Origin of the sequence: Leifsonia sp. A12D58 (assembly GCF_047530025.1) — a bacterium.
GTDB lineage: Bacteria > Actinomycetota > Actinomycetes > Actinomycetales > Microbacteriaceae > Cryobacterium.
The window spans coordinates 242,847-268,058 of record NZ_JBLJAT010000002.1 but is presented as its reverse complement, the minus strand read 5'-3'; the positions used below and the strand labels follow the sequence as shown (position 1 = coordinate 268,058).

22 protein-coding genes are annotated in these 25,212 nt (G+C 61.7%); 17 read left to right on the top strand and 5 right to left on the bottom strand.

Annotation, left to right across the window (positions count from 1 at the left end):
- Window positions 1–76 precede the first annotated feature (76 nt).
- The 5 genes from ACMT3I_RS07085 (at window position 77) to ACMT3I_RS07065 (ending at window position 3,553) form a co-directional block, all read left to right on the top strand.
- On the top strand, window positions 77–916 hold the full coding sequence (locus tag ACMT3I_RS07085) for a Ku protein (protein WP_414803763.1): 840 nt from the start codon (window positions 77–79) through the stop codon (window positions 914–916).
- A 50-nt stretch (window positions 917–966) separates the two neighbouring features.
- Entirely contained in the window at window positions 967–1,584 is a 618-nt protein-coding gene (locus ACMT3I_RS07080) for a CDP-alcohol phosphatidyltransferase family protein (protein WP_414803762.1), read from the top strand.
- 50 nt (window positions 1,585–1,634) lie between these two features.
- The gene (locus ACMT3I_RS07075) at window positions 1,635–2,087 is read left to right on the top strand and encodes an FHA domain-containing protein (RefSeq protein WP_414804031.1); all 453 of its coding nucleotides are present in this window, start codon (window positions 1,635–1,637) and stop codon (window positions 2,085–2,087) included.
- On the top strand, window positions 2,087–2,788 hold the full coding sequence (locus tag ACMT3I_RS07070; RefSeq protein WP_414803761.1) for a MerR family transcriptional regulator: 702 nt from the start codon (window positions 2,087–2,089) through the stop codon (window positions 2,786–2,788). Before ACMT3I_RS07075 ends, ACMT3I_RS07070 begins: the two co-directional genes overlap by 1 nt.
- A 213-nt stretch (window positions 2,789–3,001) precedes the next feature.
- On the top strand, window positions 3,002–3,553 hold the full coding sequence (locus tag ACMT3I_RS07065) for a MerR family transcriptional regulator (protein WP_414803760.1): 552 nt from the start codon (window positions 3,002–3,004) through the stop codon (window positions 3,551–3,553).
- A gap of 149 nt (window positions 3,554–3,702) precedes the next feature.
- Here ACMT3I_RS07065 and ACMT3I_RS07060 read toward each other — a convergent pair whose 3' ends face one another.
- Window positions 3,703–4,521 (bottom strand): ParA family protein, encoded by an 819-nt coding sequence (locus tag ACMT3I_RS07060; RefSeq protein WP_414803759.1) that lies wholly within the window; start codon window positions 4,519–4,521, stop codon window positions 3,703–3,705.
- Window positions 4,522–4,598: 77 nt separating this feature from the next.
- On the opposite strand from ACMT3I_RS07060, the gene ACMT3I_RS07055 reads away from it, so the two are divergent.
- The 3 genes from ACMT3I_RS07055 to def all read left to right on the top strand — a co-directional run bounded on the left by ACMT3I_RS07055 (window position 4,599) and on the right by def (window position 10,036).
- Window positions 4,599–8,003, top strand: coding sequence for a pyruvate carboxylase (locus ACMT3I_RS07055; protein WP_414803758.1), 3,405 nt, complete (start codon window positions 4,599–4,601; stop codon window positions 8,001–8,003).
- 49 nt (window positions 8,004–8,052) lie between these two features.
- On the top strand, window positions 8,053–9,459 hold the full coding sequence (locus ACMT3I_RS07050; protein ID WP_414803757.1) for a MinD/ParA family ATP-binding protein: 1,407 nt from the start codon (window positions 8,053–8,055) through the stop codon (window positions 9,457–9,459).
- An 85-nt stretch (window positions 9,460–9,544) separates the two neighbouring features.
- On the top strand, window positions 9,545–10,036 hold the full coding sequence (gene def, locus ACMT3I_RS07045) for a peptide deformylase (protein ID WP_414803756.1): 492 nt from the start codon (window positions 9,545–9,547) through the stop codon (window positions 10,034–10,036).
- A 90-nt stretch (window positions 10,037–10,126) separates the two neighbouring features.
- Here def and ACMT3I_RS07040 read toward each other — a convergent pair whose 3' ends face one another.
- Window positions 10,127–11,962, bottom strand: a complete 1,836-nt coding sequence (locus tag ACMT3I_RS07040; protein ID WP_414803755.1) for an AMP-dependent synthetase/ligase — start codon at window positions 11,960–11,962, stop codon at window positions 10,127–10,129.
- Between the two features lie 172 nt (window positions 11,963–12,134).
- On the opposite strand from ACMT3I_RS07040, the gene ACMT3I_RS07035 reads away from it, so the two are divergent.
- The 3 genes from ACMT3I_RS07035 (at window position 12,135) to ACMT3I_RS07025 (ending at window position 15,314) form a co-directional block, all read left to right on the top strand.
- On the top strand, window positions 12,135–13,100 hold the full coding sequence (locus ACMT3I_RS07035; protein ID WP_414803754.1) for an ROK family glucokinase: 966 nt from the start codon (window positions 12,135–12,137) through the stop codon (window positions 13,098–13,100).
- Window positions 13,101–13,157: 57 nt separating this feature from the next.
- Window positions 13,158–13,847, top strand: coding sequence for a lysophospholipid acyltransferase family protein (locus ACMT3I_RS07030; RefSeq protein WP_414803753.1), 690 nt, complete (start codon window positions 13,158–13,160; stop codon window positions 13,845–13,847).
- Between the two features lie 138 nt (window positions 13,848–13,985).
- Window positions 13,986–15,314, top strand: coding sequence for a class II 3-deoxy-7-phosphoheptulonate synthase (locus ACMT3I_RS07025; protein ID WP_414804030.1), 1,329 nt, complete (start codon window positions 13,986–13,988; stop codon window positions 15,312–15,314).
- 183 nt (window positions 15,315–15,497) lie between these two features.
- On the opposite strand, the gene pknB is transcribed toward ACMT3I_RS07025, so the two are convergent.
- Both pknB and ACMT3I_RS07015 read right to left on the bottom strand, forming a co-directional pair.
- Window positions 15,498–17,438: a Stk1 family PASTA domain-containing Ser/Thr kinase gene (pknB, locus tag ACMT3I_RS07020; protein ID WP_414803752.1), complete on the bottom strand. Its 1,941-nt coding sequence runs from the start codon at window positions 17,436–17,438 to the stop codon at window positions 15,498–15,500.
- A gap of 77 nt (window positions 17,439–17,515) precedes the next feature.
- On the bottom strand, window positions 17,516–18,781 hold the full coding sequence (locus ACMT3I_RS07015) for a LysM peptidoglycan-binding domain-containing protein (protein WP_414803751.1): 1,266 nt from the start codon (window positions 18,779–18,781) through the stop codon (window positions 17,516–17,518).
- Window positions 18,782–18,929: 148 nt separating this feature from the next.
- Between ACMT3I_RS07015 and ACMT3I_RS07010 the strand changes: the two genes are divergently transcribed.
- A complete protein-coding gene (locus ACMT3I_RS07010; RefSeq protein ID WP_414803750.1) occupies window positions 18,930–19,271 on the top strand; it encodes an Rv2175c family DNA-binding protein in 342 nt (113 codons plus the stop codon).
- A gap of 83 nt (window positions 19,272–19,354) precedes the next feature.
- Here ACMT3I_RS07010 and ACMT3I_RS07005 read toward each other — a convergent pair whose 3' ends face one another.
- Window positions 19,355–20,476 (bottom strand): polyprenyl synthetase family protein, encoded by a 1,122-nt coding sequence (locus tag ACMT3I_RS07005; RefSeq protein WP_414803749.1) that lies wholly within the window; start codon window positions 20,474–20,476, stop codon window positions 19,355–19,357.
- Between the two features lie 75 nt (window positions 20,477–20,551).
- On the opposite strand from ACMT3I_RS07005, the gene ACMT3I_RS07000 reads away from it, so the two are divergent.
- From ACMT3I_RS07000 to ACMT3I_RS06980, 5 genes are all read left to right on the top strand, one after another.
- Window positions 20,552–20,935 (top strand): DUF3040 domain-containing protein, encoded by a 384-nt coding sequence (locus ACMT3I_RS07000; RefSeq protein WP_414803748.1) that lies wholly within the window; start codon window positions 20,552–20,554, stop codon window positions 20,933–20,935.
- A gap of 271 nt (window positions 20,936–21,206) precedes the next feature.
- Window positions 21,207–21,638 carry a division/cell wall cluster transcriptional repressor MraZ gene (gene mraZ / locus ACMT3I_RS06995; protein WP_414803747.1) on the top strand — a complete coding sequence of 144 codons (432 nt, stop codon included), beginning with the start codon at window positions 21,207–21,209 and terminating at the stop codon, window positions 21,636–21,638.
- 99 nt (window positions 21,639–21,737) lie between these two features.
- Complete coding sequence (gene rsmH / locus ACMT3I_RS06990) at window positions 21,738–22,691, top strand: 16S rRNA (cytosine(1402)-N(4))-methyltransferase RsmH (RefSeq protein WP_414803746.1); 954 nt, start codon at window positions 21,738–21,740, stop codon at window positions 22,689–22,691.
- The gene (locus tag ACMT3I_RS06985) at window positions 22,688–23,350 is read left to right on the top strand and encodes a hypothetical protein (protein WP_414803745.1); all 663 of its coding nucleotides are present in this window, start codon (window positions 22,688–22,690) and stop codon (window positions 23,348–23,350) included. The genes rsmH and ACMT3I_RS06985 overlap by 4 nt, the downstream gene beginning before the upstream one ends.
- 57 nt (window positions 23,351–23,407) lie before the next feature.
- Entirely contained in the window at window positions 23,408–25,210 is a 1,803-nt protein-coding gene (locus ACMT3I_RS06980) for a peptidoglycan D,D-transpeptidase FtsI family protein (protein ID WP_414803744.1), read from the top strand.
- Window positions 25,211–25,212 lie beyond the last annotated feature (2 nt).

Genomic DNA, 25,212 nt, shown 5'->3' with positions numbered 1-25,212 from the left:
TCGCCGTCTCAGCGCGTGACTAGTGCCGCGCTCGCCGCAGCTAGTCATGATGGCTGCCCGGGTGTGTACTTGATGAATGAGATCGATCTGGAAAGGTGCGATCACCTTCGGACTGGTCAACGTTCCGGTGAAGGTATACACCGCAACTGAAGACCACGACGTCGCGCTGCACCAGGTGCATGACGAAGACGGCGGGCGCATCAAATACCAGCGCCGATGCGACGTCTGCGGCCGCATCGTGCCATACGAGCACATCGACAAGGCGTACGACGATGGCGAACAAACTGTCGTGATCACCGCAGACGACCTGAAGGCGCTCCCCGCTGAGCGCAGCAGGGAAATCGATGTCGTTGAGTTCGTACCCAACGATCAGCTCGACCCGATCATGTTCGAGCGCAGCTACTACCTGGAACCCGACGGCTCATCGTCCAAGGCATATGCCCTGCTCAGGGAGACGCTGGAATCCACTGACCGCACGGCGATCGTGCGTTTCGCGCTGCGGCAAAAGACCAGGCTCGGAGCGCTTCGCGTGCGCGACAACGTCTTGATGCTGCAGTCCTTGTTGTGGGACGACGAGGTGCGTGAAGCCGACTTCCCTGCTCTCAATGAGAAGGTGAAGATCTCTGACCGCGAGCTCGAACTGTCGGCTGCTCTCGTTGAATCATTCGCGGCAGACTTCGAGCCAGAGAAGTTCACTGACGACTATCAGGTTCAGCTCAAAGCGCTCATCGAAGACAAGCTAGCGCACGGCGATGTACTCGAGACAGCGCGCACGCTGGGGGAGGGCGACGAGGGACAGGCTGGCGGTGAAGTCCTCGACCTCATGGAAGCGCTGCAACGAAGCGTCGAGCGCAGCAGGGCGGGCAAGAAGAAAAGTGCAGCGAGATCAAATAGAAAAGACGCCTCATCAGCGTAGTTTCTGACCGATGAATCGTGAGCGTCCGATCGCGTCGCTAGTGTTGACGTGTGACAGATTCAGCGGCGCAAGAGGTCAGCGGTCGGGTGTTCACGATTCCCAACCTGCTGAGTTTCGCGCGTCTTCTGCTTGTGCCGGTCTTTTTGACCCTCCTGATTCAGGGCGAAGACCTCTGGGCGCTCGTCATCCTGATCATTTCGAGCATCACAGATTTCCTCGACGGTTTTCTGGCCAGATCGCTCAACCAGGTCAGTCGGCTCGGGCAGCTCCTTGATCCGGCTGCAGACCGCCTCTACATCTTTGCCGCACTGATCGGGCTCGCCTGGCGCGATCTGGTTCCCTGGTGGATCGTTCTGATCATCGTGGGTCGAGACGTTTGTCTGCTCGTGCTCGGAATAGTGTTGGCGAACCACGGGTTCGGGCCATTGCCGGTGCATCAACTAGGCAAGGTCGCAACATTCTGCCTGTTTTACGCGCTCCCGATGATCATGCTGGGTGAGGCATTCCCCGTGCTGTCGTGGTGGTCAGAGCCACTCGGTTGGGCGTTTGCGCTCTGGGGAGCCTTTTTGTACTGGTGGGCAGGCATTATCTACGCGATCGAAACAGCGAGGGTGATTCGCATTCCGCGGGTTCAGGCGCCCTCCGTTTCCGATACGCTGGACATCTAGGAGGTTTTACGGTGGCTGATTCCGAAGAGAAAAACGAACCCGAGCGCACGTTGGCGCCCGAGCACTCCTCGGGTGCGACCGATACGACCCTGAACTTCAGTCAGGAGTTCGCTGCGCAGCTTGCGGCGATCGATGGCGATGTGACCGCAGAAGAGCAGGAAGCCATTGCGGCACTGCCGTCCGGTTCCGCCTTGCTGGTTGTTCGGCGTGGCCCGAACTCCGGTGCTCGATTCCTGCTTGATGCAGATGTGACCACTGTGGGTCGACACCCAGACGCTGACATCTTCCTCGATGATGTGACCGTCTCCCGTCGCCATGCTGAGTTCCTGCGTTTCGGAACCGCGTTCGAGGTCAAAGACCTCAATTCCCTGAACGGCACATACTTCGACGGAGTGCGCATCGATAGCGCGCTGCTGGCTGACGGTGCCGAGGTGCAGGTCGGAAAATTCCGCCTCACCTTCTACGCCTCGCGGCTCGATCTCGCGCACGTGGCGAGCAGCTAGTGTCGGCGTCGTCCTCCGCCAGGGCGAGTGGCCTGGGCGCGGCGCCGCTTTTCAGCATCGGTCAAGTACTGGCCAGATTGTCTCCTGAGTTTCCAGAGCTCACGCCATCGAAGCTTCGCTTCCTCGAGGAGCAGGGTCTGGTTTCTCCGGCGAGAACCCAGTCGGGCTACCGCAAGTTCTGTTCGGGTGACGTTGACCGGCTGCGGTTGATCCTGTCGATGCAGCGTGACCACTATTTGCCGTTGAAGGTTATCCGCAGCTACCTTGATGACCTCGACGCCGGCCTCAACCCGACGCTGCCAGGCGGGGGAGCACCAGGCCCATCGATGCTCTCCGCAGCCCGTCGCCTGACCAGGGACGAACTTCTGCATGAGGCTTCGGCATCCGCAACGCTGCTGCACGACGCAATCACGGCATCGATTATCCTGCCGGCAGAGCACTACAGCGAAGATGCACTGAATGTACTCAAGTCACTCGTTGAATTGCAGCGCAGCGGCATCGAACCCCGGCACCTCAGGGGATTCCGGGGAGCGGCAGAACGCGAGCTTGGCCTCATCGAGAGTGCTCTCGTGCCAGTTGCTCGACGCAAGGATTCGTCGAGCAGAGCGAAGGCCCACGAAACCGCGATCGAAATCGCCGGTCAGCTCGAAGTGGTCAGAAGCAGCCTCATTCGCTCCGCTCTGTCGCGTCTTACTTCGTAAGTCTGCTCGATGTCGGCGCTCTCCAGCCCTTCCGAGGAACCGCGACGTACACTGAGACTGCGATGAGCGCCTCGTCGGTGCCCGCGGCACCCACCCCTTGATTTCGACACGCCGACGCGATAGTGCGAATGTCGTTGATCAGGGCCACTGCCCTCTGTACCGTGGACACTGCGACGCGGTAACGTCGCAGACAATCCCCCGAGAGGCAATCGAATGAGTGAACTCAAACCACGAGACGATGCCTCGCGATACGGCCTCGGACTGCTCTTCACTGATGGCCTTCCTGAGCTCGACGAGAACTCGGGATATCGGGGTGCAGTGGCCGCTCGAGCCGCTGGCATCAGCTACCGCCAGCTGGACTACTGGGCTCGTACCGAACTCGTCGAACCGACGGTTCGCGGCGCAGCCGGCTCCGGCTCGCAGCGTCTTTACGGCTTCCGCGACATCCTGGTGCTGAAGCTTGTCAAGCGTCTGCTCGACACCGGAATCTCTCTCCAGCAGATCCGCACCGCTGTCAACCAGCTGCGTGAGTCAGGCGTCAACGACCTGGCCCAGACCACGCTCATGAGCGACGGCGCCAGCGTCTACCTCTGCACGTCCAACGACGAGGTCATCGATCTCGTGAGTCGCGGACAGGGTGTCTTTGGAATTGCCGTCGGCAAGGTACTGCGCGAGGTAGAGAACAGCCTTGTCGAAATTAACACCCAGGCGATCGACCAGGCGGACGAGCTCGCCGTGCGTCGTACTGCCCGCAAGATCTCCTAGCGAACCCGATACTCCGCCTTCTGCGTCGGTCGACGGCTGTGTTGGCAGCCGCATGCGAAAAAACCGCTCCAACCCGATGGGCTGGAGCGGTTCTCTGACCGGTAGATGAGGGGCCGAGTCGGCTCCATGTCGAATTGTTACGCGTCGGGTTAGCGGGCGTCTTCCTGCTGTTCGGCATACTCGCCGATGCGAGCCGTCCGCAGTACACGGTCGAGCAGCTGATCGAAGTAGCGCGCCATTTCCTGGGCGCTGTCGCCTGGCCAGATGTGCAGCGGCTTTGCTGCGCCCTGCGCCTGCTGTAGCGACGTACGCTCGGGCAATTGCGGGCTGAGCACGAGCGGGCCGAACATGTCACGCAGTTCCTTGATACGGAACTGGTGCTCGAGTGAAGCGGTGCGTGCACGGTTGACGATAATGCCGAGTGGCTGAAGGCGCGGGCTCAGCCCACGGCGAATCTCCTCGATCGCACGCAGCGCCCTGTCGGCAGCTGCGACGGAGAAGAGGCCGGGCTCCGTCACGACCGTCACACGGTCGCTGGCGGCCCACGCAGTGCGCGTCAGGGCGTTCAGAGACGGGGCGCAGTCAATAAGAACGAGGTCGTATTCCTTTTCAACTGTCGAGAGCGCTTCTTCAAGCTTCCAAATATCCCGGATGCTCGGGTGTGGGCCGTCGAAGTTAATCGCAGACGGGCTGCCGATCATCACATCGATCGTGCCCGACCGCCCCTTCGTCCACCCACTTGGGGCGATTGCAGCACGTACCGTCTTCTCCTTGGGAGAAGCGAGTACGTCCGCAACATTGAGGTGACCGGCGACCTGAATATCCATGCCTGTCGACACGTCCGACTGGGGATCGAGGTCGACGACCAGGGTTCTGACACCGCGGGCGAAGGCAGCAGAAGCCAGACCAAGGGTCACCGTGGTCTTTCCTACGCCTCCCTTGAGGGAGCTAACGCTGAGTACGTGCACAAACAGTTACGTTACCTTCACTAGGCTGAGAGAACCTAACCGTTAGCTGTGTGCCGCACCACGCTCGAAAGGTCTGAATGTTCACCAAGATTCTTGTCGCCAACCGTGGAGAAATCGCGATTCGCGCGTTCCGCGCTGCCTATGAGCTGGGCGCAAAGACTGTCGCTGTCTTCCCCTATGAAGACCGCAATTCCCTGCACAGGCTGAAGGCTGATGAGGCCTATCAGATTGGCGAGCCCGGCCACCCGGTTCGCGCGTACCTCGACGTGAGCGAGATCATCCGCGTCGCCGTCGAGTCAGGTGCAGACGCGATCTACCCCGGTTACGGGTTCCTCTCTGAGAACCCCGAGCTGGCTGAAGCCGCTGCCGCAGCAGGCATCACCTTCATTGGTCCAGGCAAGAGCGTGCTCGAAATGGCCGGCAACAAGGTCACCGCGAAGGAATATGCCATCGCAGCAGGCGTTCCCGTGCTGAAGTCGACGCCTCCGTCGCTCGACGTCGACCTGCTGATCAGCCAGGCGGACGAGATCGGCTTCCCCATCTTCGCTAAGGCAGTCGCTGGTGGTGGCGGACGCGGCATGCGTCGCGTCAACTCCAAGGACGACCTGCGTGGCTCCCTCGAAGAAGCGATGCGTGAAGCCAAGAGTGCTTTCGGCGACGCCACCATGTTCCTCGAGCAGGCTGTGCTCCGTCCGCGTCACATCGAGGTGCAGATCCTCGCTGACGCCACGGGCGAGACGGTTCACCTGTTCGAGCGTGACTGCTCAGTGCAGCGCCGTCACCAGAAGGTCATCGAGATCGCTCCGGCACCGAACCTCGACGAGACTGTGCGCCAGCGCCTGTACAAGGATGCCGTCGCCTTCGCCCGCTCGATCGGCTACGTCAACGCCGGCACCGTCGAGTTCCTGCTCGACACTGCCGGTGAGCGTGCAGGAGAGCACGTGTTCATTGAGATGAACCCGCGTATCCAGGTCGAGCACACCGTCACAGAAGAAGTGACGGATGTCGACCTCGTACAGTCTCAGATCCGCATCGCGGCGGGCGAGACGCTTGAAGATCTCGGCCTCACCCAGGACAAGATCAAGCTGCGCGGCGCAGCGCTTCAGTGCCGCATCACGACCGAAGACCCGACCGCAGGATTCCGCCCTGACACGGGCAAGATCACCACGTACCGCTCTCCGGGTGGTGCCGGCATCCGCCTCGATGGCGGAACGATCAACCCCGGCGCGCAGATCAGCCCGCACTTCGACTCGATGCTGGCCAAGCTCACCTGCCGCGGCCGCGACTTCGAGGCTGCTGTCACCCGTTCCCGCCGCGCCCTGGCCGAGTTCCGTATTCGTGGTGTCTCCACGAACATCCCGTTCCTGCAGGCTGTGCTTGACGACCCCGACTTTGCCGCAGGCAACCTGAGCACCTCATTCATCGACGAGCGCCCTGAGCTACTCAAGGGTCGTGCATCCAAAGACCGCGGGACCAAGATCCTCAACTGGTTGGCCGATGTCACTGTCAACCAGCCGAATGGCGCACCCGTCACCACGGTGAACCCGGCCGACAAGCTTCCGAAGATCGACCTGGCTCAGCCGGCCCCTGCCGGTTCGCGCCAGCGACTCCTCGAGCTTGGCCCTAAGGGCTTCGCTGACGCACTGCGTGCCCAGACACCGCTTGCCGTTACAGACACCACCTTCCGTGATGCACACCAGTCGCTGCTGGCCACCCGCGTTCGCACCAAGGACCTGGTTGCCGTCGCGCCCTATGTGGCGAGGATGACGCCGGAGCTGCTCTCCGTCGAGGCCTGGGGCGGTGCAACGTACGACGTCGCGCTGCGCTTCCTCGGCGAAGACCCGTGGGACCGCCTCGCAGCCCTTCGTGAGGCGCTGCCCAACATCAACATCCAGATGCTGCTGCGCGGTCGCAACACCGTCGGATACACCCCATATCCGACAGAGGTGACCGATGCCTTCGTCCGTGAGGCCGCCGCAACCGGTGTTGACATCTTCCGTATCTTCGACGCCCTGAACGACGTTTCCCAGATGCGTCCTGCCATCGATGCTGTGCTGGCGACCGGCACCACGCTGGCTGAAGTGGCCGTCTGCTACACGGGCGACCTGCTCGACCCGGCCGAAGACCTGTACACGCTCGACTATTACCTGCGCCTCGCTGAGCAGATCGTCGATTCAGGCGCGCACATCCTGGCGATCAAGGACATGGCAGGACTGCTTCGTCCGGCAGCTGCCGAAAAGCTCGTCACTGCGTTCAGGGAGAACTTCGACCTGCCGGTGCACGTGCACACGCACGACACGGCCGGTGGCCAGCTGGCCACGCTCCTTGCCGCATCGCGTGCAGGCGCGGATGCTGTTGACGTCGCAAGCGCATCGATGGCAGGCACCACCAGCCAGCCGTCGGCATCCGCTCTCGTCGCTGCCCTGGCACACACCGAGCGCGACACCGGAATCTCGCTGAAGAACGTTGCAGACCTTGAGCCGTATTGGGAGGCAGTTCGCCTGGTCTACCGCCCGTTCGAGTCTGGCCTCGTCGGCCCGACGGGTCGCGTTTACACCCACGAGATTCCCGGTGGACAGCTGTCAAACCTGCGCACGCAGGCTGTTGCTCTCGGCCTCGAAGACCACTTCGAGCTGATCGAGGACATGTATGCCGCCGCGAACACCATCCTCGGCCGGATTCCGAAGGTAACGCCGTCATCGAAGGTCGTCGGAGACCTCGCGCTCTACCTCGCTGCAGTCAAGGCCGACCCGGCAGACTTCGAGGAGAACCCGCAGAACTACGACGTTCCTGACTCGGTTGTCGGCTTCATGGCTGGCGAACTGGGCGACCTTCCCGGTGGCTGGCCAGAACCCTTCCGCACCAAGGTCCTCGCCGGACGCACAGTGCGCACGGGTATCACCGAGATCACCGAGAGCGAACGTGCAGCGCTGAACAGTGACAGCGCCTCGCGCCGTTCAATGCTCAACCACCTCTTGTTCCCGGCTCCTACCCGCCAGTTCGAGCAGATCAGGGAGCTCTTCGGAGACCTCTCGACGCTTGACACCGTCGACTACCTCTACGGGCTCAAGCAGGGCCAGGAGCACGTCGTTGAAATCGACAAGGGTGTGCGCCTCTACGCCGGTCTCGAGGCCATCGGTGAAGCCGATGACAAGGGCATGCGTACCGTCATGACAATCCTGAACGGCCAGCTCCGCCCCGTGTTCGTGCGTGACCGCAGCATCGCCGTCGAAGCCAAGATCGCCGAGAAGGCCGATGCCAATCGTCCAGGTCAGATCGCTGCACCGTTCTCCGGTGTCGTGACGCTGCAGGTCGAGGAAGGCACTGTCGTCGAAGCCGGGCAAACCGTGGCATCCATCGAAGCGATGAAGATGGAAGCTGCGATCACCACCCCGATCGCCGGTGTGATCGAGCGTGTCGCCATCCCGAAGACTCAACAGGTTGATGCAGGAGACCTGCTGCTGGTTGTGAGTCCGCGCTAGTCTTAGTTGCGCTCCCCAAAGTGGGTGCACCGACGAGGAGTTTGGTCTGTTGTCAGAAAAACCCAAAGACGACGAGAGCACAGCTTCGCTGCTCACGTCTGAATCACGCGCAGTTCCTGGCGACGAGTACCACAGCGAACTGCCACCACACAGCTTCGAGAATCTTGCTGCAGCCCTCCCGGAGAGCCTGAGCGTCCCGATCGACGTTCCGGCTCCCCGGAGTGCTGTCACCTCGCGTGGCCGATCAAGCGACGACCGCGCAGGTGTCGTATCGGCTTCGGCAATCAGGTCTACCGGGCGATCTGCAGCTGTTGAGTCCGCAGCGTCAGCTGCAGCGACGACCCAGCCATCGCACCCGGCGACCCACACGATCGAGATCAGCACGCCGAGCCCACGGGTCGAGCGAACAGCAACCTCGTCTCGCGAGACGACATCAACGTCTGTATCGGCTGCCGATGACGGCGGTTCGTATCCGAGGCGCGATCGCGTTCGTACCGAGAGCGCCGATACGCCGGAACCCGCTTCGATGCTCACCTCAGACAGGCTGCTCGAGGTCAATCGTCGTACGCGTCGCCCACCGCACGGCGGCTGGAACCGATTCGTCTACAACGTGACCTTCCACGTGATCAACCTGGGCGACTCCGCCAAGGTACGCGCGCAGAAAGAGATGGATGCGCGCATTCAGAAGCAGTTCGAGGGCGGAGCCCGCTTCGTCCCGATCCTTACCCGCAAGGGTGGCGTCGGCAAGACCACCGTCACCACGCTGCTCGGCATGGCGCTTGCCGATGCGCGCGAAGACCGCATCATTGCCGTCGACGCCAACCCCGACCGCGGCACCCTGTCTGAGCGCGTTCCGAAGCAGACCAGGTCAACCGTGCGCGACGTGGTCACCAAGGCACCATCGATCGGTGGTTTTACCGACTTCTCGGCTTTGGTCTCTCGCGATGTGACCCGCCTTGACATCCTGGCGTCAGACACCGACCCGATGCTCTCCGAAGCATTCGACGAGAACGACTACAACGTCGTGGCCGATCTCGCGGCCCGGTTCTATTCAATCGTGCTCACCGACTGTGGCACCGGGATCGTGCACTCTGTGATGCGTGCAACTCTTCAGCGTGCAGACTCGATCGTTATCGTGTCAGGCGGCAGCGTTGACGAGGCCAGGCTGGCCTCCGAAACGCTGACCTGGCTCGAAGCGAACGGATATGGCGACCTGGTTCGCAACGCGATCGTTGCGCTCAACACCGCGACGCAGGGCACCAACCTGGTCAAACTCGAAGAGATCGAGTCGCACTTCCGTTCACGCGTGCGTGAGATCGTGCGGATTCCATATGACCCGCAGCTCGCTGCAGGCAGCGTCGTGTCATACCAGGACCTCCAGCCGATCACGAAGCTGGCGTCCCGCACGCTGGCTGCACTCGTCGTCGAGGGCCTGCCGGCCGACCGCACCGTCTAGGCGCCGCACCAGCATTACCCCGGCGCGGTCCGATTTCTGGCGCCGCGCCTTGTCCAGCCCACACCCGATACCCAGGGAGCTCACCGTGCCCGAACGCCCGATTCGTCTCTTCGGCGATCCCGTTCTCAAAACAGTTTCAGACCCGATCAGCACGATCGACGATCGAGTGCGCGCACTCGTCGCCGATCTGGTTGACAGTGTGCAGCTTCCGGGCAGGGCCGGAGTCGCTGCCTCCCAGATTGGTGTGAACCTGCGCGCCTTCAGCTACAACGTCGATGGAGAAGTCGGCTACATCCTGAATCCCGTGATCGTTGAGCTGTCGGGTGAACCCGAGCTCGTCGACGAGGGCTGCCTGTCGGTTCCCGGCCTCTGGTATCCGGTCAAGCGATACCCGTTCGCCCGTGTTACCGGCATCGACCTCGATGGCAACCCGATCGAGCTGTCAGGACACGAGCTGATGGCTCAGGCCCTGCAACACGAGACCGATCACCTCGACGGGCTGCTGTATCTGGATCGACTCGACAAGGAGAACCGCAGGGCAGCGATGAAGGAAGTTCGGGAGTCCAACTGGTTCTGACCCCGGTGATCTAGCGTCACTCCGGTCTGAACAGAGTGAAGGCGGCATCCATACTCGGATGCCGCCTTCAGTCATGGTGCCGTTAAACCGCTATCCGCGGATGGAGAACCCCTCGGTGGCCGGAGCTCCGACGTAGAGGCCTTCGATCTCGCCAGCAAAATCACGCACGATGATGTTGCGCTTGATGCTGAGCTTGGGTGTCAGGTGTCCGCTGTCTTCAGTGAACTCGGTCGTCAGGATGACGAACTTGCGGATTGATTCGGCGCGGGACACACCTTCGTTGGCCCGGTCGATCGCGCGCTGCACCTCGGCGATGACCGCGACGTTGGTGGCCGCTGCAACAATGCCCATTGCGGCATCCTCACCGTTGTTGTTCAGCCAGACCGGTAGCATGTCGGAGTCAAGGGTGATCAGCGCAGAGATGAACGGCTTCTGGTCGCCGACGACGACGACCTGGCCGATGAGCGGGTTTGACCTGATGGGGTCTTCGAGCTGCGCCGGCGAGACATTCTTACCGCCGGCCGTGACGATGATCTCTTTCTTGCGGCCGGTGATGGTGAGGAATCCATCGTTGTCGAAGTCGCCGAGGTCGCCGGTGCGGAACCAGCCGTCGTTGAACACCTCAGCAGTGGCCTCCGGGTTGTTCCAGTACTCCTTGAATACGTTGACACCCTTCACCTCGATCTCGCCGTCATCGAGCACACGCACGCCCACGCCGGGCAGCGGCGGGCCGACTGTACCGATCTTGGCCTTGGTGGCCAGGTTCACCGTGGCGGGAGCAGTCGTCTCCGTGAGGCCGTAGCCCTCGAGGATGACGATGCCGAGGCTGTGGAAGAAGTGGCCGAGACGAGCGCCGAGGGGCGCAGAGCCAGAGACCGCGTATCGCACGTTGCCGCCCATGGCAGTGCGCAGCTTGCTGTAGACGAGTCGGTCAAACAGCGCGAACTTGATCTTCATGCCGATCGGTACCGGCTTGCCGCTCTCAACAAGCTGGGAGTGTTGCACAGCTATCTCGGCAGCTGCGCGGAAGATCTTGCCCTTACCGCCGCCTTCAGCCTTCTGCTCTGCTGAGTTGTAGACCTTCTCGAACACGCGAGGGACAGCCAGCAGGAACGTCGGCTTGAAGCTGCCGAGCGAAGGCAGCAGCTTGCTCGTGTCTGCCTGGTGGCCGACCCGAACGCCATTGTCGACGCAGAGCACCGCGATGAATCGCGCGAAGACGTGGGCAAGCGTGATGAACAGCAGCGTGGATGCGCCGTTCTTGTCTTCGAGCACCTCTCTCAGGGCGACGCCGGCGTTGCGGCTGGTCTCGAAGAAGTTCGCGTGCGTGAGTACACAGCCTTTGGGCTTGCCGGTCGAACCCGAGGTGTAGATGAGGGTCGCCATGTCGCTGGCGACAGCGAGGTTACGACGGCGCTCGATTTCGGCATCCGGAACATCGACGCCGAGTGCGGCGAGCTTGTCGAGGTCGTTCAAGTGAATCTGCCAGACCTGCGCGACGCCCGGAAGGTCGGGGCGCACCTCGTCGAAGCGCGCGAACTGGTCAGGAGACTCAACGATGAGTGCTCCGGCACCTGAGTCGCCCAGGATCCACTTCACCTGGCTGGGTGAGCTGGTCTCATAGACCGGAACCAGGATCGCGCCGGCGAACCAGGTCGCGAAGTCGATCAGGGTCCACTCGTAGCGGGTCTTGCAGATCAGGCCGATCTTGTCGCCCGGCTGGATCCCCGATGCGACGAGGCCTTTAGCCAGCGCGACGACCTGAGTGTGGAACTCGGCGGTGGTCACGGGGGACCAGCCGCCTTCTTTCGTGGCTAGCGAGAACAATACGAGGTCGGGGGTCGCCGCGAGACGCTCCACCAACAGATCTGTGACGTTGGCCTGTGGTCGTGCAGGTACGACTGCGGGCGTGACGAATTCTTTCACGGCAACTCCTTTGGTACCGGATGGGCAGTCATCGCCTGGCCTTGATGCTGTGGGCCATGCGCGGATCGCCCGACGGCGAACTGGTTTACTACACTCTAGAGGGTAGCGCCCGTTGCTTTTTCAACGCCGGGCCCTCACCTTACAAACCTCCTCCACATGAAAGGTGCTGCTTGTGCACGCCATTGGGATCGATATCGGTGGTACCAAGATCGCGGGAGCCTTGGTCGATGAGCACGGAAACATCGTCAAGTCCGACCGCACGCCGACTTCGGCATCCGACCCACAAGAGATCGAGGATGCAGTCGTTGCGATGATCTCGGGTCTGAGCGCCGGTGCCGACGTCATCGGTGCTGGTGTTGCGGCCGCTGGATTTATCGATGCCGCCCAGTCGACGGTGTATTACGCACCCAACATCAGCTGGCGCAACGAGCCGTTCCGCGACAAGCTTGAGGCACGCCTTGACCTTCCGATCATCATTGAGAATGATGCGAACGCAGCCGGATGGGCCGAATTTCGCTTCGGAGCAGGCCGCACGTATAGCGACATGGTGACGCTGACTATCGGTACAGGTGTCGGCGGTGCGATCGTGTCGAATGACCGACTGTTCCGCGGTGGCTTCGGCGCCGGGGCCGAGCTCGGTCACATGCGCGTCGTTCCCGACGGTCTGCCCTGTGGCTGTGGCGCCCGCGGGTGCATCGAGCAGTACGGCTCCGGCCGTGCGCTGCTTCGCATTTCCAACGAGCTCGCAGACGCAGGCGGAGTCGGACTGCGACTGGCTCAAGTACGCCGCCAGAAGGGCGCGCTGACCGGTCATGACGTGAGCGACCTGATCATCGAGGGCGATGGGGGAGCCCTGGCGGCCCTCCGTCAGCTCGGCTCATCACTCGGAGCTGCGTGTGCAAGCCTCGGCGCTGTGCTCGACCCTCAGGTCTTCGTGTTCGGCGGCGGGGTTGCCCAGGCGGGGGACCTGCTGCTCGATCCCATCCGTGCCGCATATCTTGATCACCTGCCTGCCCGTGGTTACCACCCTGAAGCCTCGTTCGCGATCGCAGAACTCGTCAACGATGCCGGAGTTGTCGGCGCAGCTGACCTCGCTCGTCAACACGCCCTGAACCTGACCACACCGGGCCTCGCATAACGGCAGGGGCGCGACGGCGCAGTAGGCTGATTCGAGCTAGAGCAGGAAGGAGACGCAATGTTCTATTGGATCATGAAGAACATTGTGGTCGGTCCGATCGTGCTCGCGATCTTCCGGCCCTGGATTAAGGGTCTCGACAAGATTCCGAAAACTGGCGGGGTGATTCTGGCGAGTAATCACTTGTCGTTCATCGATTCCATTTTTCTTCCGCTCGTCGTTCCACGGCGAGTGGTCTTTTTGGCCAAGAGCGAGTACTTCACCGGAAAAGGCCTGAAGGGGTGGGCGACGCGCCAGTTCTTCAAGGCAACCGGTCAGCTGCCCATCGACAGATCAGGCGGCAAGGCTTCTGAAGATTCGTTGAACACCGGACTCCGGGTTCTTGGTGAGGGTGGCGTGCTCGGTATCTATCCGGAAGGCACCAGAAGCCCGGATGCCAAGATGTACCGCGGCCGCACCGGCGTTGCCCGCATGGTGCTCGAGGCCGGCGTTCCCATCGTTCCCGTCGCCATGATCGACACAGAGAAAGCGATGCCGACAGGCACCCGGATCCCGAAGGTGCGCCGGATCGGCATCGTCTTCGGCGACCCGCTCGACTTCAGCCGTTTTGAAGGAATGGAAGGCGACCGCTTCGTGTTGCGCTCCATAACCGACGAACTCATGTATGAGTTGCAGCACCTCAGCGGCCAGGAGTATCTGGATGTCTATGCGACATCCGTCAAAGAAAAGCGCGCCAGCCTTTCGCGCTAAACTGCGACAGTTGAATTCACGAGAGTGAGCTTGGCGCGATATTTCCATTCATCCATCGCAACTCTGCGATGACACAGAGAAAACAGGAATAGTCCAGTGGTAGACGGCACCGAACCAGTTGTATTGGCAGATGAATCTGTGATCGCTGGACTGGACTATTGGCGCACGCTGGAGACGAAGCAGCAGCCCTCATGGCCGGATGCAGACGCAGTTGCTGCGGCATCCGCTGAGCTGTCAACGCTTCCTCCTCTCGTTTTCGCCGGTGAAGTAGACATCCTGCGCGATCGCCTGGCCGAAGCCGCGCGTGGCGAGGCTTTCCTTCTCCAGGGTGGCGATTGTGCAGAGACGTTCAGCGGCGCAAATGCAGACCAGATTCGCAACAGGGTCAAGACAGTGCTGCAGATGGCCGTCGTGCTCACATACGGCGCCTCGATGCCCGTCATCAAGATGGGACGCATGGCCGGGCAATTCGCCAAGCCGCGTTCAAGCGACTTCGAAACCCGCGGGGATGTCACCCTGCCTGCATACCGTGGCGACATCGTCAACGGATACGACTTCACACCCGAATCCCGCCAGGCCGACCCCTCGCGCCTGGTCAAGGGTTACCACACCGCGGCGTCCACGCTGAATCTCATCCGTGCGTTCACGCAGGGTGGCTTCGCGGACCTCCGCCAGGTGCACAGCTGGAACCAGGGCTTCGCGGCCAACCCGGCCAATCAGCGCTACGAAAAGCTGGCCAAAGAGATCGACAGGGCGATCAAGTTCATGATCGCGTGCGGTGCAGACTTCGAAGCGCTCAAGCGCACCGAGTTCTACACCGGCCACGAAGGTCTGCTGATGGACTACGAGCGCCCCATGACGCGGATCGATTCGCGTACCGGAACGCCGTACAACACCTCGGCGCACTTCATCTGGATCGGCGAGCGTACTCGTGAGCTCGATGGCGCGCACGTCGACTTCCTGTCGCGCGTGCGTAACCCCATCGGTGTCAAGCTCGGACCGACGACGTCGACAGACGACATGCTGCGTTTGATCGACGTGCTCGACCCGAACCGCGAGCCAGGACGCCTGACGTTCATCACCCGCATGGGTGCAGGCAAGATCAGGGATGCCCTGCCGCCGCTTCTTGAGGCGGTCAAGGCAAGCGACGCTCTGCCGCTCTGGGTCACAGACCCGATGCACGGCAACGGCGTGACGACCCCCACCGGCTACAAGACCCGTCGTTTCGACGATGTGGTCGACGAGGTCAAGGGCTTCTTCGAGGCGCACCGCGCAGTCGGTACGCACCCGGGTGGCATCCACGTCGAGCTCACCGGTGACGACGTCACCGAATGCCTCGGCGGATCAGAGCACATCGACGAGGCGGCACTCGCGACGCGCTACGAGTCGCTGTGCGACCCGCGCCTGAACCACATGCAGTCGCTTGAGCTGGCGTTCCTCGTAGCTGAAGAGCTCGCAGCGCGCTAAACACACCACGTTCCACCACACGACCCCGGTCGCAAGCATTCGTGCTCTGCGGCCGGGGTTTGTACGTTGCGGCATTCACTGAGCGCGACGCAGTACGAGACTCGTCGGCTGAATCCGCACGTGGATACAGCGTCGGCGATGACTTCAGCTTCACCGCCACGTGCTCGCTGAAGGCTCGGCAGATCAGCTGAAGAAGTTGACCTTCACCGTCGAGCCCTTGGGCACAGTGGTCCCCGAACTCGGCGTCACCGTAGTCACGGAGAACAGCCCGGGAGCCGCATCAGCAAACAGGTTGTAGTCAAGCTTCAATCCCGCGTCTTCAAGGATTGGCTTAGCCTCAGACCACGCCTTGCCAACGACGTCCGGAATCAGCACAGGTTCCGGGCCGCGAGAGATCGTCAAAGACAGCGTACTGCCCTTGCGAATCGGACCATCGGATGTCGGCGTAACCGCGATGACGTTGCCCTCTGGGACGTCGTCACTGTAGGTGTTTTCGCCCTCTACGCCGACAAGGCCGGCATCTTCGAGCGTCGACTTGGCGCTGGACAACGACATGCCTGTGACATCAGGAACCGGACCGAGCGAGATGACCAGGTCGATCGTCTGTCCCTCGAGTGCATCGCCGCCCTGGGACAGGTCGGCGCCATCGCCTTCGCGGGTGGCTGAAATGACGACTCCGGCGGGTACATCGTCGCTGAACATCTGATCAGATGTCTTGGCGATCGCCTTTGCGTCGGTAATCGCCTTCGTGGCATCCGCCTCGTTTGCGCCGGCGAGTACAGGCAACGTGATGGGCCGTGCGCCCTGCGAGACCAGGACGCTCACGGTGCTGCCCTTGGCCACGCGCACGTTCTCGCCCGGCCTGGTGCTGGAGACAAGCCCCTGCGGAATCTCGAGGCTGTACTCGGTCCCCAGTTCGGCGGTGAGCCCGAGCTCCTTGAGTTGAGCTGTTGCATCGTCAGGTGTCGCAGAGACGAGGTTGGGCATCTGAACCTGGGAGCCGGGGCCGGCACCGAAGTACCAGCCAGCCCCTCCTGCGACACCGGCGATCAGGATGATGAGTGCGAAAAGCCAGTAACCTCTGCGCTTGCGCTTTGTCGCGGTTGCCGCCAATTGGTCGGCGCTCTCGGGGAGAGCATCTCCGGTCTGGGCTTTCACCGTGGCTGCGGGGGATACCAACGCCTTGGCTCCGAAGACCTGGGTCTCGGCGTCGGCCAACGCGGGAGGCAGCGTGCTCGGCATCACCATCGTCGCGCTGGCGGTTGCGTCTGTTGATCCCAGGCGAACAATGCCTTCGATGTCCTGAAGCTGCTCAAGCATGACGCGGGCGTCCCTGGGGCGCTCTTCGGGATCGCGCGCGGTAGCCCAGAGCACGAGTTCGTCAAGTTCTCGCGGGGTCGACGGTACTTTGCTGCTCGGCATCGGAACCGAGTCGTTCGCGTGCTGGTACGCGATCTGCATGGGTGCCTCGCCCACATACGGTTGCTCGCCGGTGAGCATCTCGTAGGTCATGATTCCGAGGGCATAGATGTCGCTGCGGGCATCGGCGATGCCACGCGTGACGAGTTCGGGGGACAGGTAGGCAATCGTGCCGAGCAGTGCCTGACCCGTGGCCGTGTTGTTGCTGGCCGCTCTGGCGAGGCCGAAGTCGCCGAGCTTGATTCGACCATCATCGGCCAGGAGCACGTTCTCTGGCTTCAGGTCGCGGTGGACGATTCCGGCCTTGTGTGCAGCAGCCAGGCCGCTGAGCACGGCCTTCAGGATGTCGATGGTCTGCTCAGGCGTGAGCTTGCCGTAGTCCTTCAGCAGGTCGCGCAGGGTGATTCCCGGCAGGTACTCCATCACCATGTACGCCATATCGGCGTCCTGGCCCTGATCGAAGACATTGACCACGTTGGGGTGCGCGAGGCGAGCTGCCGAACGGGCCTCCTGGACGAACCTGCTCTTGAACGCGTTGTCGTCTGCGAGGTGGCCGTGCATGATCTTGATGGCGACGCGACGCTCAAGGCGCAGGTCGGTGGCCAGATAGACCGTTGCCATTCCGCCCCTGGCGATGCGAGAGCGCACCTGGTACCGGCCGTCAATCAGACGGCCGATCATGGGGTCGCTCGAAGTTTCGGTCACTCGTTGATTCTAGAGATGGGCAGGGCCTTCACCCTGATAACACCCCGAAAGGACGCGCTTTGAGTCACAGACGTGACCTAGTTGAGATCAACGAGCCAGGCGCGGGCTGAAATTTCCCACTTTGCGTAGTGGTTCGGGTGCGCCGAGATCTGCACAGCCTGTGCGGCTTCCGTTACCGTCATAGATTCCCAATTGGGAATATCAAGCAGTCCGCGAGTGATGCCGGTGTTCGGGTTTCCGGCTCCGCCGAAGAAAGCCAGGGTGGAGTGCACAGGGTCGAGTACCTGAGCGGCGCTGCCCCATCCGGCACTCGGTCGCTGCTGGAACAGGCCAAGCGAATCGCGATCTCCGTAGTTGACGTTCACGAGCCCAGATTCCTGCGCTGCGGCCGCAAGAGCAATGACGAGCCCGTAGTCACTCACCCCGGCACTCCGGCCGATCGAGACGATGAGCTCCGCGTTGCGGCGCATCTCGGGAGTCAGCATGGTGACCACTGAAGCGGATGCCGAAGCAGACGGGGCAGTCGGCACCTGGGCGGCCACAACGCTGCCCGTTGCGGGCAAGGTGAGCACTTGGCCGGGGTAGATGATGCTTGACCAGCCCAGCTGATTAGCATCGAGAACGGCCTGCACAGACACTCCGGCACGCTCTGCAACGTGGGCGATGGTGTCACCGCTGACGATCGTGTACTGGCTGGTCGCTGATGCAGCCGCCGCTGGCGCCTGGCTGGTTGAAGTGGATGCGCTTGCATCCGGGATCGACAGGGACTGTCCCGGGTAGATCACGCTCGCACGGTCGAGGCCGTTGGCTGAGAGCACGGCATCCGTCGAGATGCCGTGGGATCCGGCGATGCCGCTAATGGTGTCGCCGCTGGCTACGACGTAGCGGGTGATCTCTGCCGAAACCGGTGCCTGGGGTGCCGAGGTGACCACGCCGCTGGAATCAGAGCTGAGCGTGAGCATCTGACCAGGAAAAATTGTGGCGGACCAGCCGAGGCCGTTGAGGGCCAGGATGCCGGCGGTTGACAGGCCGAAGCGACTGGCGATTCCGCTGACGGTGTCGCCATCCACAACGATGTACTGCGCAGGAGCGAGGGAGGCCGTCGAGCTGTTCGCCGTTGACGTGGTGGCAGTTGGTGCTGTCGTTGATTCCGGCTGGGTGCTCTTGGCCTTGAGTGTGCGCTTGCCGACCGTCTGGGCATACGTGGGAGACGCGAGATTGAGCGTGATGGCGATGGTGCTGACCAGAACGACGGGAACGGCAACGAGAAGGCTGCGGGTGCGCGCTGAGAACGTCCGCGGTGCATTTACATCGCTTGATTCATGCTGTCTAAATGGCAACATGGTGCCCCCTCCTGTGGCGTGTGCCTGATCAACGCTGACATGGATTAACACACGAGTCAACCAGTGTGACAGATGTGAAAATAGTTAACAGGATCGAAACACCTGAATGTGGTTGGAGAGTGTGGTGTGACATGGCAGTCTTTAACACGTGACCGACGCTTTTTCAGAATATGCATGGCTGACCATTCCCGATCTTGTAGAGCGACTCGGCCTCGCCCAGGGGCGGGTTCGACGACTAATTGAAGATAAGCACCTGCTCGCGGTACGTCGCGACGGTGTGTTGAAGGTCCCGGATGACTTCATCGACGGCGAGATGCCGTTGACCGAACTCCGCGGAACCTTGTTCGTGCTGGCTGACGACGGTTTCGACGACGAGCAAGCCATGCAGTGGCTGCTTGAGGTCGATGACAGCCTCGGTGTCGCGCCGATCAAGGCGCTCAAGGCTGGCCGCAAGGCTGAAGTTCGACGCGTAGCCCAGGCCCTGGCCTAACCACCAGCTTCACTCGCGCCGATGGGCCTGCCTGATCAGTGATCGGGCAGGCCCATCGTTGTTGACGACGCAGAGCCGTGCGCTCAGCTCGCCCTGGCCGTGACCTTCTGGGTCAACGCGATGAGCTGGCGTCTGGCTGAATCGTCGAGGGGGCAATCATCGAGCGTGGCGACTGCCTCGTCGACACATGCAGTGATGCGCTCTTCGACCTTCTCTACCGCGCCACTGGCGCGGATGTTCTGCTGGAGCCCCTTGATCTGATCAGCGGTGAGCAGTGGGTCGCCGAGCAGGCGATCCAATTCGTTCCGATCCGACTCTGACAACGCCTGCCGTGCCAGCGCGATCAATACAGTGCGCTTGCCCTCTCGCAGGTCGTCACCGCTCGGCTTCCCGGTGACTTCAGCGTCACCGAACACCCCGAGTACGTCATCGCGGAGCTGATAGGCGATACCGAGCGGCAGTCCGAACGCACGTAGGGCGTCGAGCTGGTCATCGGTGCCGCCGGCCAGGGCAGCACCGATCACGAGCGGAGCCTGGATGCTGTACTTCGCAGATTTGTAGACGATGACCCGCATGGCACGGTCGAGCAGCTCGTCCTCGGGCTGAGTGAGCCAGGCGCGTTCCTCGAGGATGTCGAGATACTGGCCGGCCGTCACCTCTGTACGCATCCGGTTGAACTCGATACGGGCTCGGCGTGCTGCTGCCTGGTCATGCGCCTGGGCGAGGCCTTCGTCGAGAAGCTCATCGCTCCAGCCGAGCATCAGATCGCCGAGCAGAATCGCCGATGCTCGTCCGAAGTCGACGGGGTCGCCGGCCCATCCGCTCTCAGCATGCAGGCTCTCGAAGAGCTTGTGAGCGGATGCTGCACCCCGGCGGGTGTCCGAATTGTCGATGATGTCGTCGTGCACAAGCGCAGCAGCATGGAAAACCTCGAGTGAACTGGCCGCGGAGACCGTCGCCGAAAGCCCGGGGGAGACCACCTCTCCGTCCCGGTTTTCTATCGAAGATCCCGCTGAAACGACGCTCTGCGCACCCCAGTAGCAGAACTGCGCCCGGAAGCGCTTGCCACCCCTGAGAAACTGCCGTGAGAAGTCGATAAGAGGACGTAAATCCGGGCTTATCGAGGACACAATTGGAGCACGGACAAACAGGAATTCGTCGATGCGAGATTGAACCAGATCGACCAGACGATTGCTTTCAGCCACGTGCCTAGCCTAGCTAACGTAGGCACACTAGACTTGGAACCTAACCCGCTCGATCCCGTAATTGGAGGGAATGAGATGCCGCTTTCCGAACAGGAGCAGCGACTCCTTGATGAGATGGAGCGCAGCCTCTATCACAACGACGCTGACTTTGTGGCGACGGTCGGAGCAACGCGCCTTCGACCCAACTATCGGTCGATTGCATTAGGAATTCTTCTTGCTGTTGCAGGTATCTGCGGACTCATCGCTGGAGTTGCACTGCAGATGCTCTGGCTGGGCATCGTCGGCTTCGCCGTAATGTTCACTGGAGTACTCGTGGCCCTGTCTCCGTCGAAGTCGACGCGACACTTCGCCAAGGGCGCAGCGGGTAGCCCGCGCGCACCGAAGCCACACCAGAAGCACGGCGGCTTCATGGATCGACTAAACGATCGCTGGGACAATCGCCAGGATGGCACCCACTAGCCTCCACGCAGCTACGAGCTTCAACCGCTCGCCGGGCAACGCCGGCTGAACACCTGTAAGGGCCGATCTTCGGATCGGCCCTTTTTTCATGCCAAAAATCGAGCGATTTGCTCCCCGGACCCTCCATTTCCCTCCACCGGCTGATGGCCCGTATTTTCAAGGGAAGTTTGGGAACTTTTCTCCAAATATGACCGAATTTCATTGTTTGGTGGTGCATTGTGGAGTAAAGTGGAGTAACACCTAACCTTGGCCGGAAGAAAAGGGGTGATGAATGTTCCTCGGGACCTATGCCCCCAAGCTCGACGACAAGGGACGAATCATCCTGCCGGCCAAATTCAGGGATGAGCTCGCAACGGGGGTCGTCATGACCCGTGGGCAGGAGCACTGTGTTTATGTGTTCAGCACACGCGAGTTCGAGTCGCTGCACGACAAGATCCGCCAGGCACCTGTCACCAGCAAGCAGGCCCGTGACTACCTGCGTGTCTTTCTCTCTGGCGCATCAGATGAGACGCCCGACAAGCAGAACCGCGTAACCATCCCGGCCAACCTGCGTGCATACGCAGGACTTGACCGCGACCTCACCGTTATCGGTGCAGGCAGCCGGGTTGAAATCTGGGACAGCGAAGCCTGGGACAACTACTTGACCGAACAGGAAACCTCGTTCGCGAACACGACGGAGGAGGTGATTCCGGGACTTTTCTAATCCCTGGTGCCTGACTCCCAGCCGTTCACTTCCCTGACACACTTCCCCGGTGGCAGGTCGAATGGATGGGGATCAGGACCCAGGGCCGTCTCGGTAACTATGGCCATTAACGAAATTCACACCCCGGTAATGCTCGAGCGGTGCATCGAATTGCTCGCCCCAGCACTTCAGAAGCCGGGCGCAATTCTTGTCGACGCGACTCTCGGAATGGCGGGCCACGCCGAAGCCTTCCTGACCCGCTTCCCCGAGCTCACGCTGGTCGGCCTCGACCGCGACCTCGAAGCCCTCGCCATCGCCGAAGAGCGCCTGGCACCATTCGCCGGCCGAGTGCGCCTGGTACACACTGTCTACGACGGCATCACCGAAGCCCTCAACGGCCTCGGCATCAGTGAGGTCGACGGCATCCTCTTCGACCTCGGTGTTTCGTCGATGCAGCTCGATCGCGTCGAACGTGGTTTCTCGTATTCGAAGGATGCCCCGCTCGACATGCGGATGGACCACACGTCCGAGCTCACCGCCGAGCGAATCCTTGCCGACTACAGCGAGCAGGAACTTCGCCGCATCTTCCAGGAGTACGGCGAAGAGAAACTCTCAGCTCGCTACGCCAAGGCGATTGTCGAGGCGCGTGACGAGAAGCCGTTCGTGCGTTCGGCCCAGCTCGTTGAGGTGATCACGGCCGTCACGCCCGTCGCAGTCCAGCGAATGGGGCACCCCGCCAAACGGGTTTTCCAGGCTCTTCGCATCGAGGTCAACCAGGAACTCGCAGTTCTGGAGCGCGCAATTCCTGCCGCGATGGAAGCCGTCACCGTCGGCGGTCGGATCGTTGTTATGGCGTACCAGTCACTTGAAGACCGCATCGTGAAGAAACAGTTCGCTGCAGCCTCAAGCTCAAGCGCACCCGCCGGCCTGCCGGTCGAGCTGCCTGAGCACAAGCCGCTGTTCAAACTACTGATTCGCGGCGCTGAGCTTGCCACAGAAGAAGAAAAGGCCCGCAACCCGCGTGCGACCCCGGTGCGGTTGCGTGCAGCAGAACGAATTCGGAGAGCCGAATGACCGACAACCTCGCCAGGGTCACGCGACCGAGCTGGCAGCCGCAGAGCGTGACTCCGATGATTGTCGACGGCGCGACTGCCCGTAAGCCGCGCCCTGTTGAACCCGTGATCGAGGGCGCTGCTCCCGAACGCCGCCACATCGAGATCGTCACCTCGCGCAGCCAGCGACGTGCCAGGCCACGCATCGTCTACGCACTGTCATCTCTGGGTGCGCTGGGTACGATCATCGTCGCCCAGCTGCTTTTGAGTGTCAGCATCTCGCAGGGTGCCTATGAGGTATCGAACCTGCAGGATCGCCAGGTCGAGCTGGGCCGTGCCGCCGAAAGCGTCAGCGAAGATCTCGTGCGTATCGCGTCACCGCAGAGCCTGGCCACCAACGCCGAGTCACTCGGCATGGTCACCAACTCCAACCCGGTATACCTGCGTCTCTCCGACGGTGCCGTGCTTGGTGCTCCGGCATCCGCTACTGCAGCCGGCGGCAACACAAGCCTGGTGCCCAACTCACTGCTCGTCGGGGCTCCACTGCTCGGCACGGCAGCTACGGGAGCGCCGGAAACCGGCGTGGCCGCGCCTGAAGCGACAGCGACTCAGGTACCGTCTGGCGTAACACCACCGCAGGCGGCCGTGACCAACGGCCTGCCTGCCCCGACAACCAGGTAGGTAGATTGACCGGGAAACCGGATAAACAGGTGAATTGTCGCTAGTGAGGACGTATCTGTGGCCAGCAACGGCACGGTAAATGCAAGCAAGTCGACCAAGGGGCGCTTGACGGTCACGATGCTTGTCCTGTTCATCATCATCGTGATCTTCGTGGTGAAGCTCGTCGATATCCAGGTGGTGCGTGCAGAAACCCTCACTGCCGATTCAGTGGGCAATCGCTCGATCGAGAAGGTGATCTACGGGTCGCGCGGCGATATCGTCGACGCCAACGGCGTCGTACTGGCCGGCACGGTGATGCGTTACACGGTGACGCTGTCGCCGAAGAATTCAAAGCCATTCACTCGAAAAGACGACTCGGGCAAGAAGATCCAGGTTTCGGTAGCGGATGCCGCAGCAGAGATCGGTGCGATCACGGGCCAGAGCGCCGAGTCGATCGTCGCCATCATCACCGATGCGCTGGCCGACAACCCCAAGTCCGACTATGCGGTCGTGATCAAGAACATCGACGTCGATGCATTCCAGGCGCTCGATGCACTTGATGTGCCGTGGGTCTACTTCGAGAAGAGTCCAAGCCGGGTGTATCCCAACGGAGCAGTGGCCGGCAACCTCGTCGGCTTCGTCTCTGCACAGGGCGAAGCACAGGCTGGCCTTGAACTCGGCTCCGATGCCTGCATTGCAAGCACCAACGGTGAAGAGACGTACGAGCGCGGCGGCGATGGAGTGCGCATCCCCGACAGCAGTGTCACCACCAAACAGCCGGTCGACGGCGGCACGCTGGTCACCACGATCGATTCCGACCTGAACTACTTCGTGCAGCAGACGCTGGCCGAGCAAGCCATCGCCACGGGCGCGAAGTGGGGAACGGTCGTCGTGCAGGAGGTCAAGACCGGAAAACTGATTGCCGTCGCCGACTATCCGTCTGTCGACCCGAACGATGTCTCGGCCACCACCGACCCAGAAGACCGCGGTTCGCGTGCGTTCAGCGCGTCGTTCGAGCCGGGATCGACGTTCAAGGCACTCACAGCGGCTTCGGTGATCGATGCAGGCCTGGCCGACCCGTTCTCCCAGATTGTTGCGCCGTACCGCTATATTCCGTCCAACGGCGCCGACATCAACGACAGCACCATTCATGGTGATGAGAATCTCACGATGACCGGTGTGTTGATCGAGTCGTCAAACACCGGAATGTCGAAGTTCGGCGAGAAGTTGAGCGCAGAACAGCGCTACAACTACATGACCAAATTCGGGATCGGCACAGCGAGTGAAACGGGCTTCCCCGCGGAGGACAGCGGCATCCTGCACGATTGGGATGGCGAGAACTGGGACAACCAGACCGACTACGCCACCATGTTCGGCCAGGGCCTCACCACAACGGCCATCCAGATGTCGAGTGTGTACCAGGCCATCGCCAACAACGGCGTGCGGATGCCGGTGCAGCTGGTTGCCGGCTGCCAGCAGGCGGATGGAACACTCACCGAGCAGCCGGACGCCACCGGAACCCAGGTGGTCTCATCCTCTGCAGCCAACGCGACGTCCGAAATGCTGGAAATGGTGTACCAGAAGGCCTGGCTCAAGGATGTCTGGAATATTCCGGGTTATCGCGTTGCGGCCAAGACCGGTACCGCACAGATGCCTGACGGCAACGGCGGGTACTCGAAGGGGTACCTGGTATCGGTCTCGGGATTCGCCCCGGCCGACGACGCAGAGTATGTCGTTTCGGTGAGTCTCGCAGATCCTGTTAAAATGAATTCATCTGCTGCCTCGGCTCCGATCTTTCAAAAGGTCATGAGCCAGGTTCTGAAGAAGTACCGGGCGGTTCCCTCGGGCGAACCCGCGCCCGATCTCCCCGCCAACTGGTAAGA

Bases quoted from the DNA above. Each gene is read 5' to 3' on its own strand.
- ACMT3I_RS07030 (WP_414803753.1), top strand. From the start codon at position 13,158: ATGTTCTATTGGATCATGAAGAACATTGTGGTCGGTCCGATCGTGCTC.
- rsmH (WP_414803746.1), top strand. From the start codon at position 21,738: ATGGCCATTAACGAAATTCACACCCCGGTAATGCTCGAGCGGTGCATC.
- ACMT3I_RS07015 (WP_414803751.1), bottom strand. From the start codon at position 18,781: ATGTTGCCATTTAGACAGCATGAATCAAGCGATGTAAATGCACCGCGG.
- ACMT3I_RS07055 (WP_414803758.1), top strand. From the start codon at position 4,599: ATGTTCACCAAGATTCTTGTCGCCAACCGTGGAGAAATCGCGATTCGC.
- ACMT3I_RS07065 (WP_414803760.1), top strand. From the start codon at position 3,002: ATGAGTGAACTCAAACCACGAGACGATGCCTCGCGATACGGCCTCGGA.
- ACMT3I_RS07085 (WP_414803763.1), top strand. From the start codon at position 77: ATGAGATCGATCTGGAAAGGTGCGATCACCTTCGGACTGGTCAACGTT.
- ACMT3I_RS06985 (WP_414803745.1), top strand. From the start codon at position 22,688: ATGACCGACAACCTCGCCAGGGTCACGCGACCGAGCTGGCAGCCGCAG.
- mraZ (WP_414803747.1), top strand. From the start codon at position 21,207: ATGTTCCTCGGGACCTATGCCCCCAAGCTCGACGACAAGGGACGAATC.
- ACMT3I_RS07000 (WP_414803748.1), top strand. From the start codon at position 20,552: ATGCCGCTTTCCGAACAGGAGCAGCGACTCCTTGATGAGATGGAGCGC.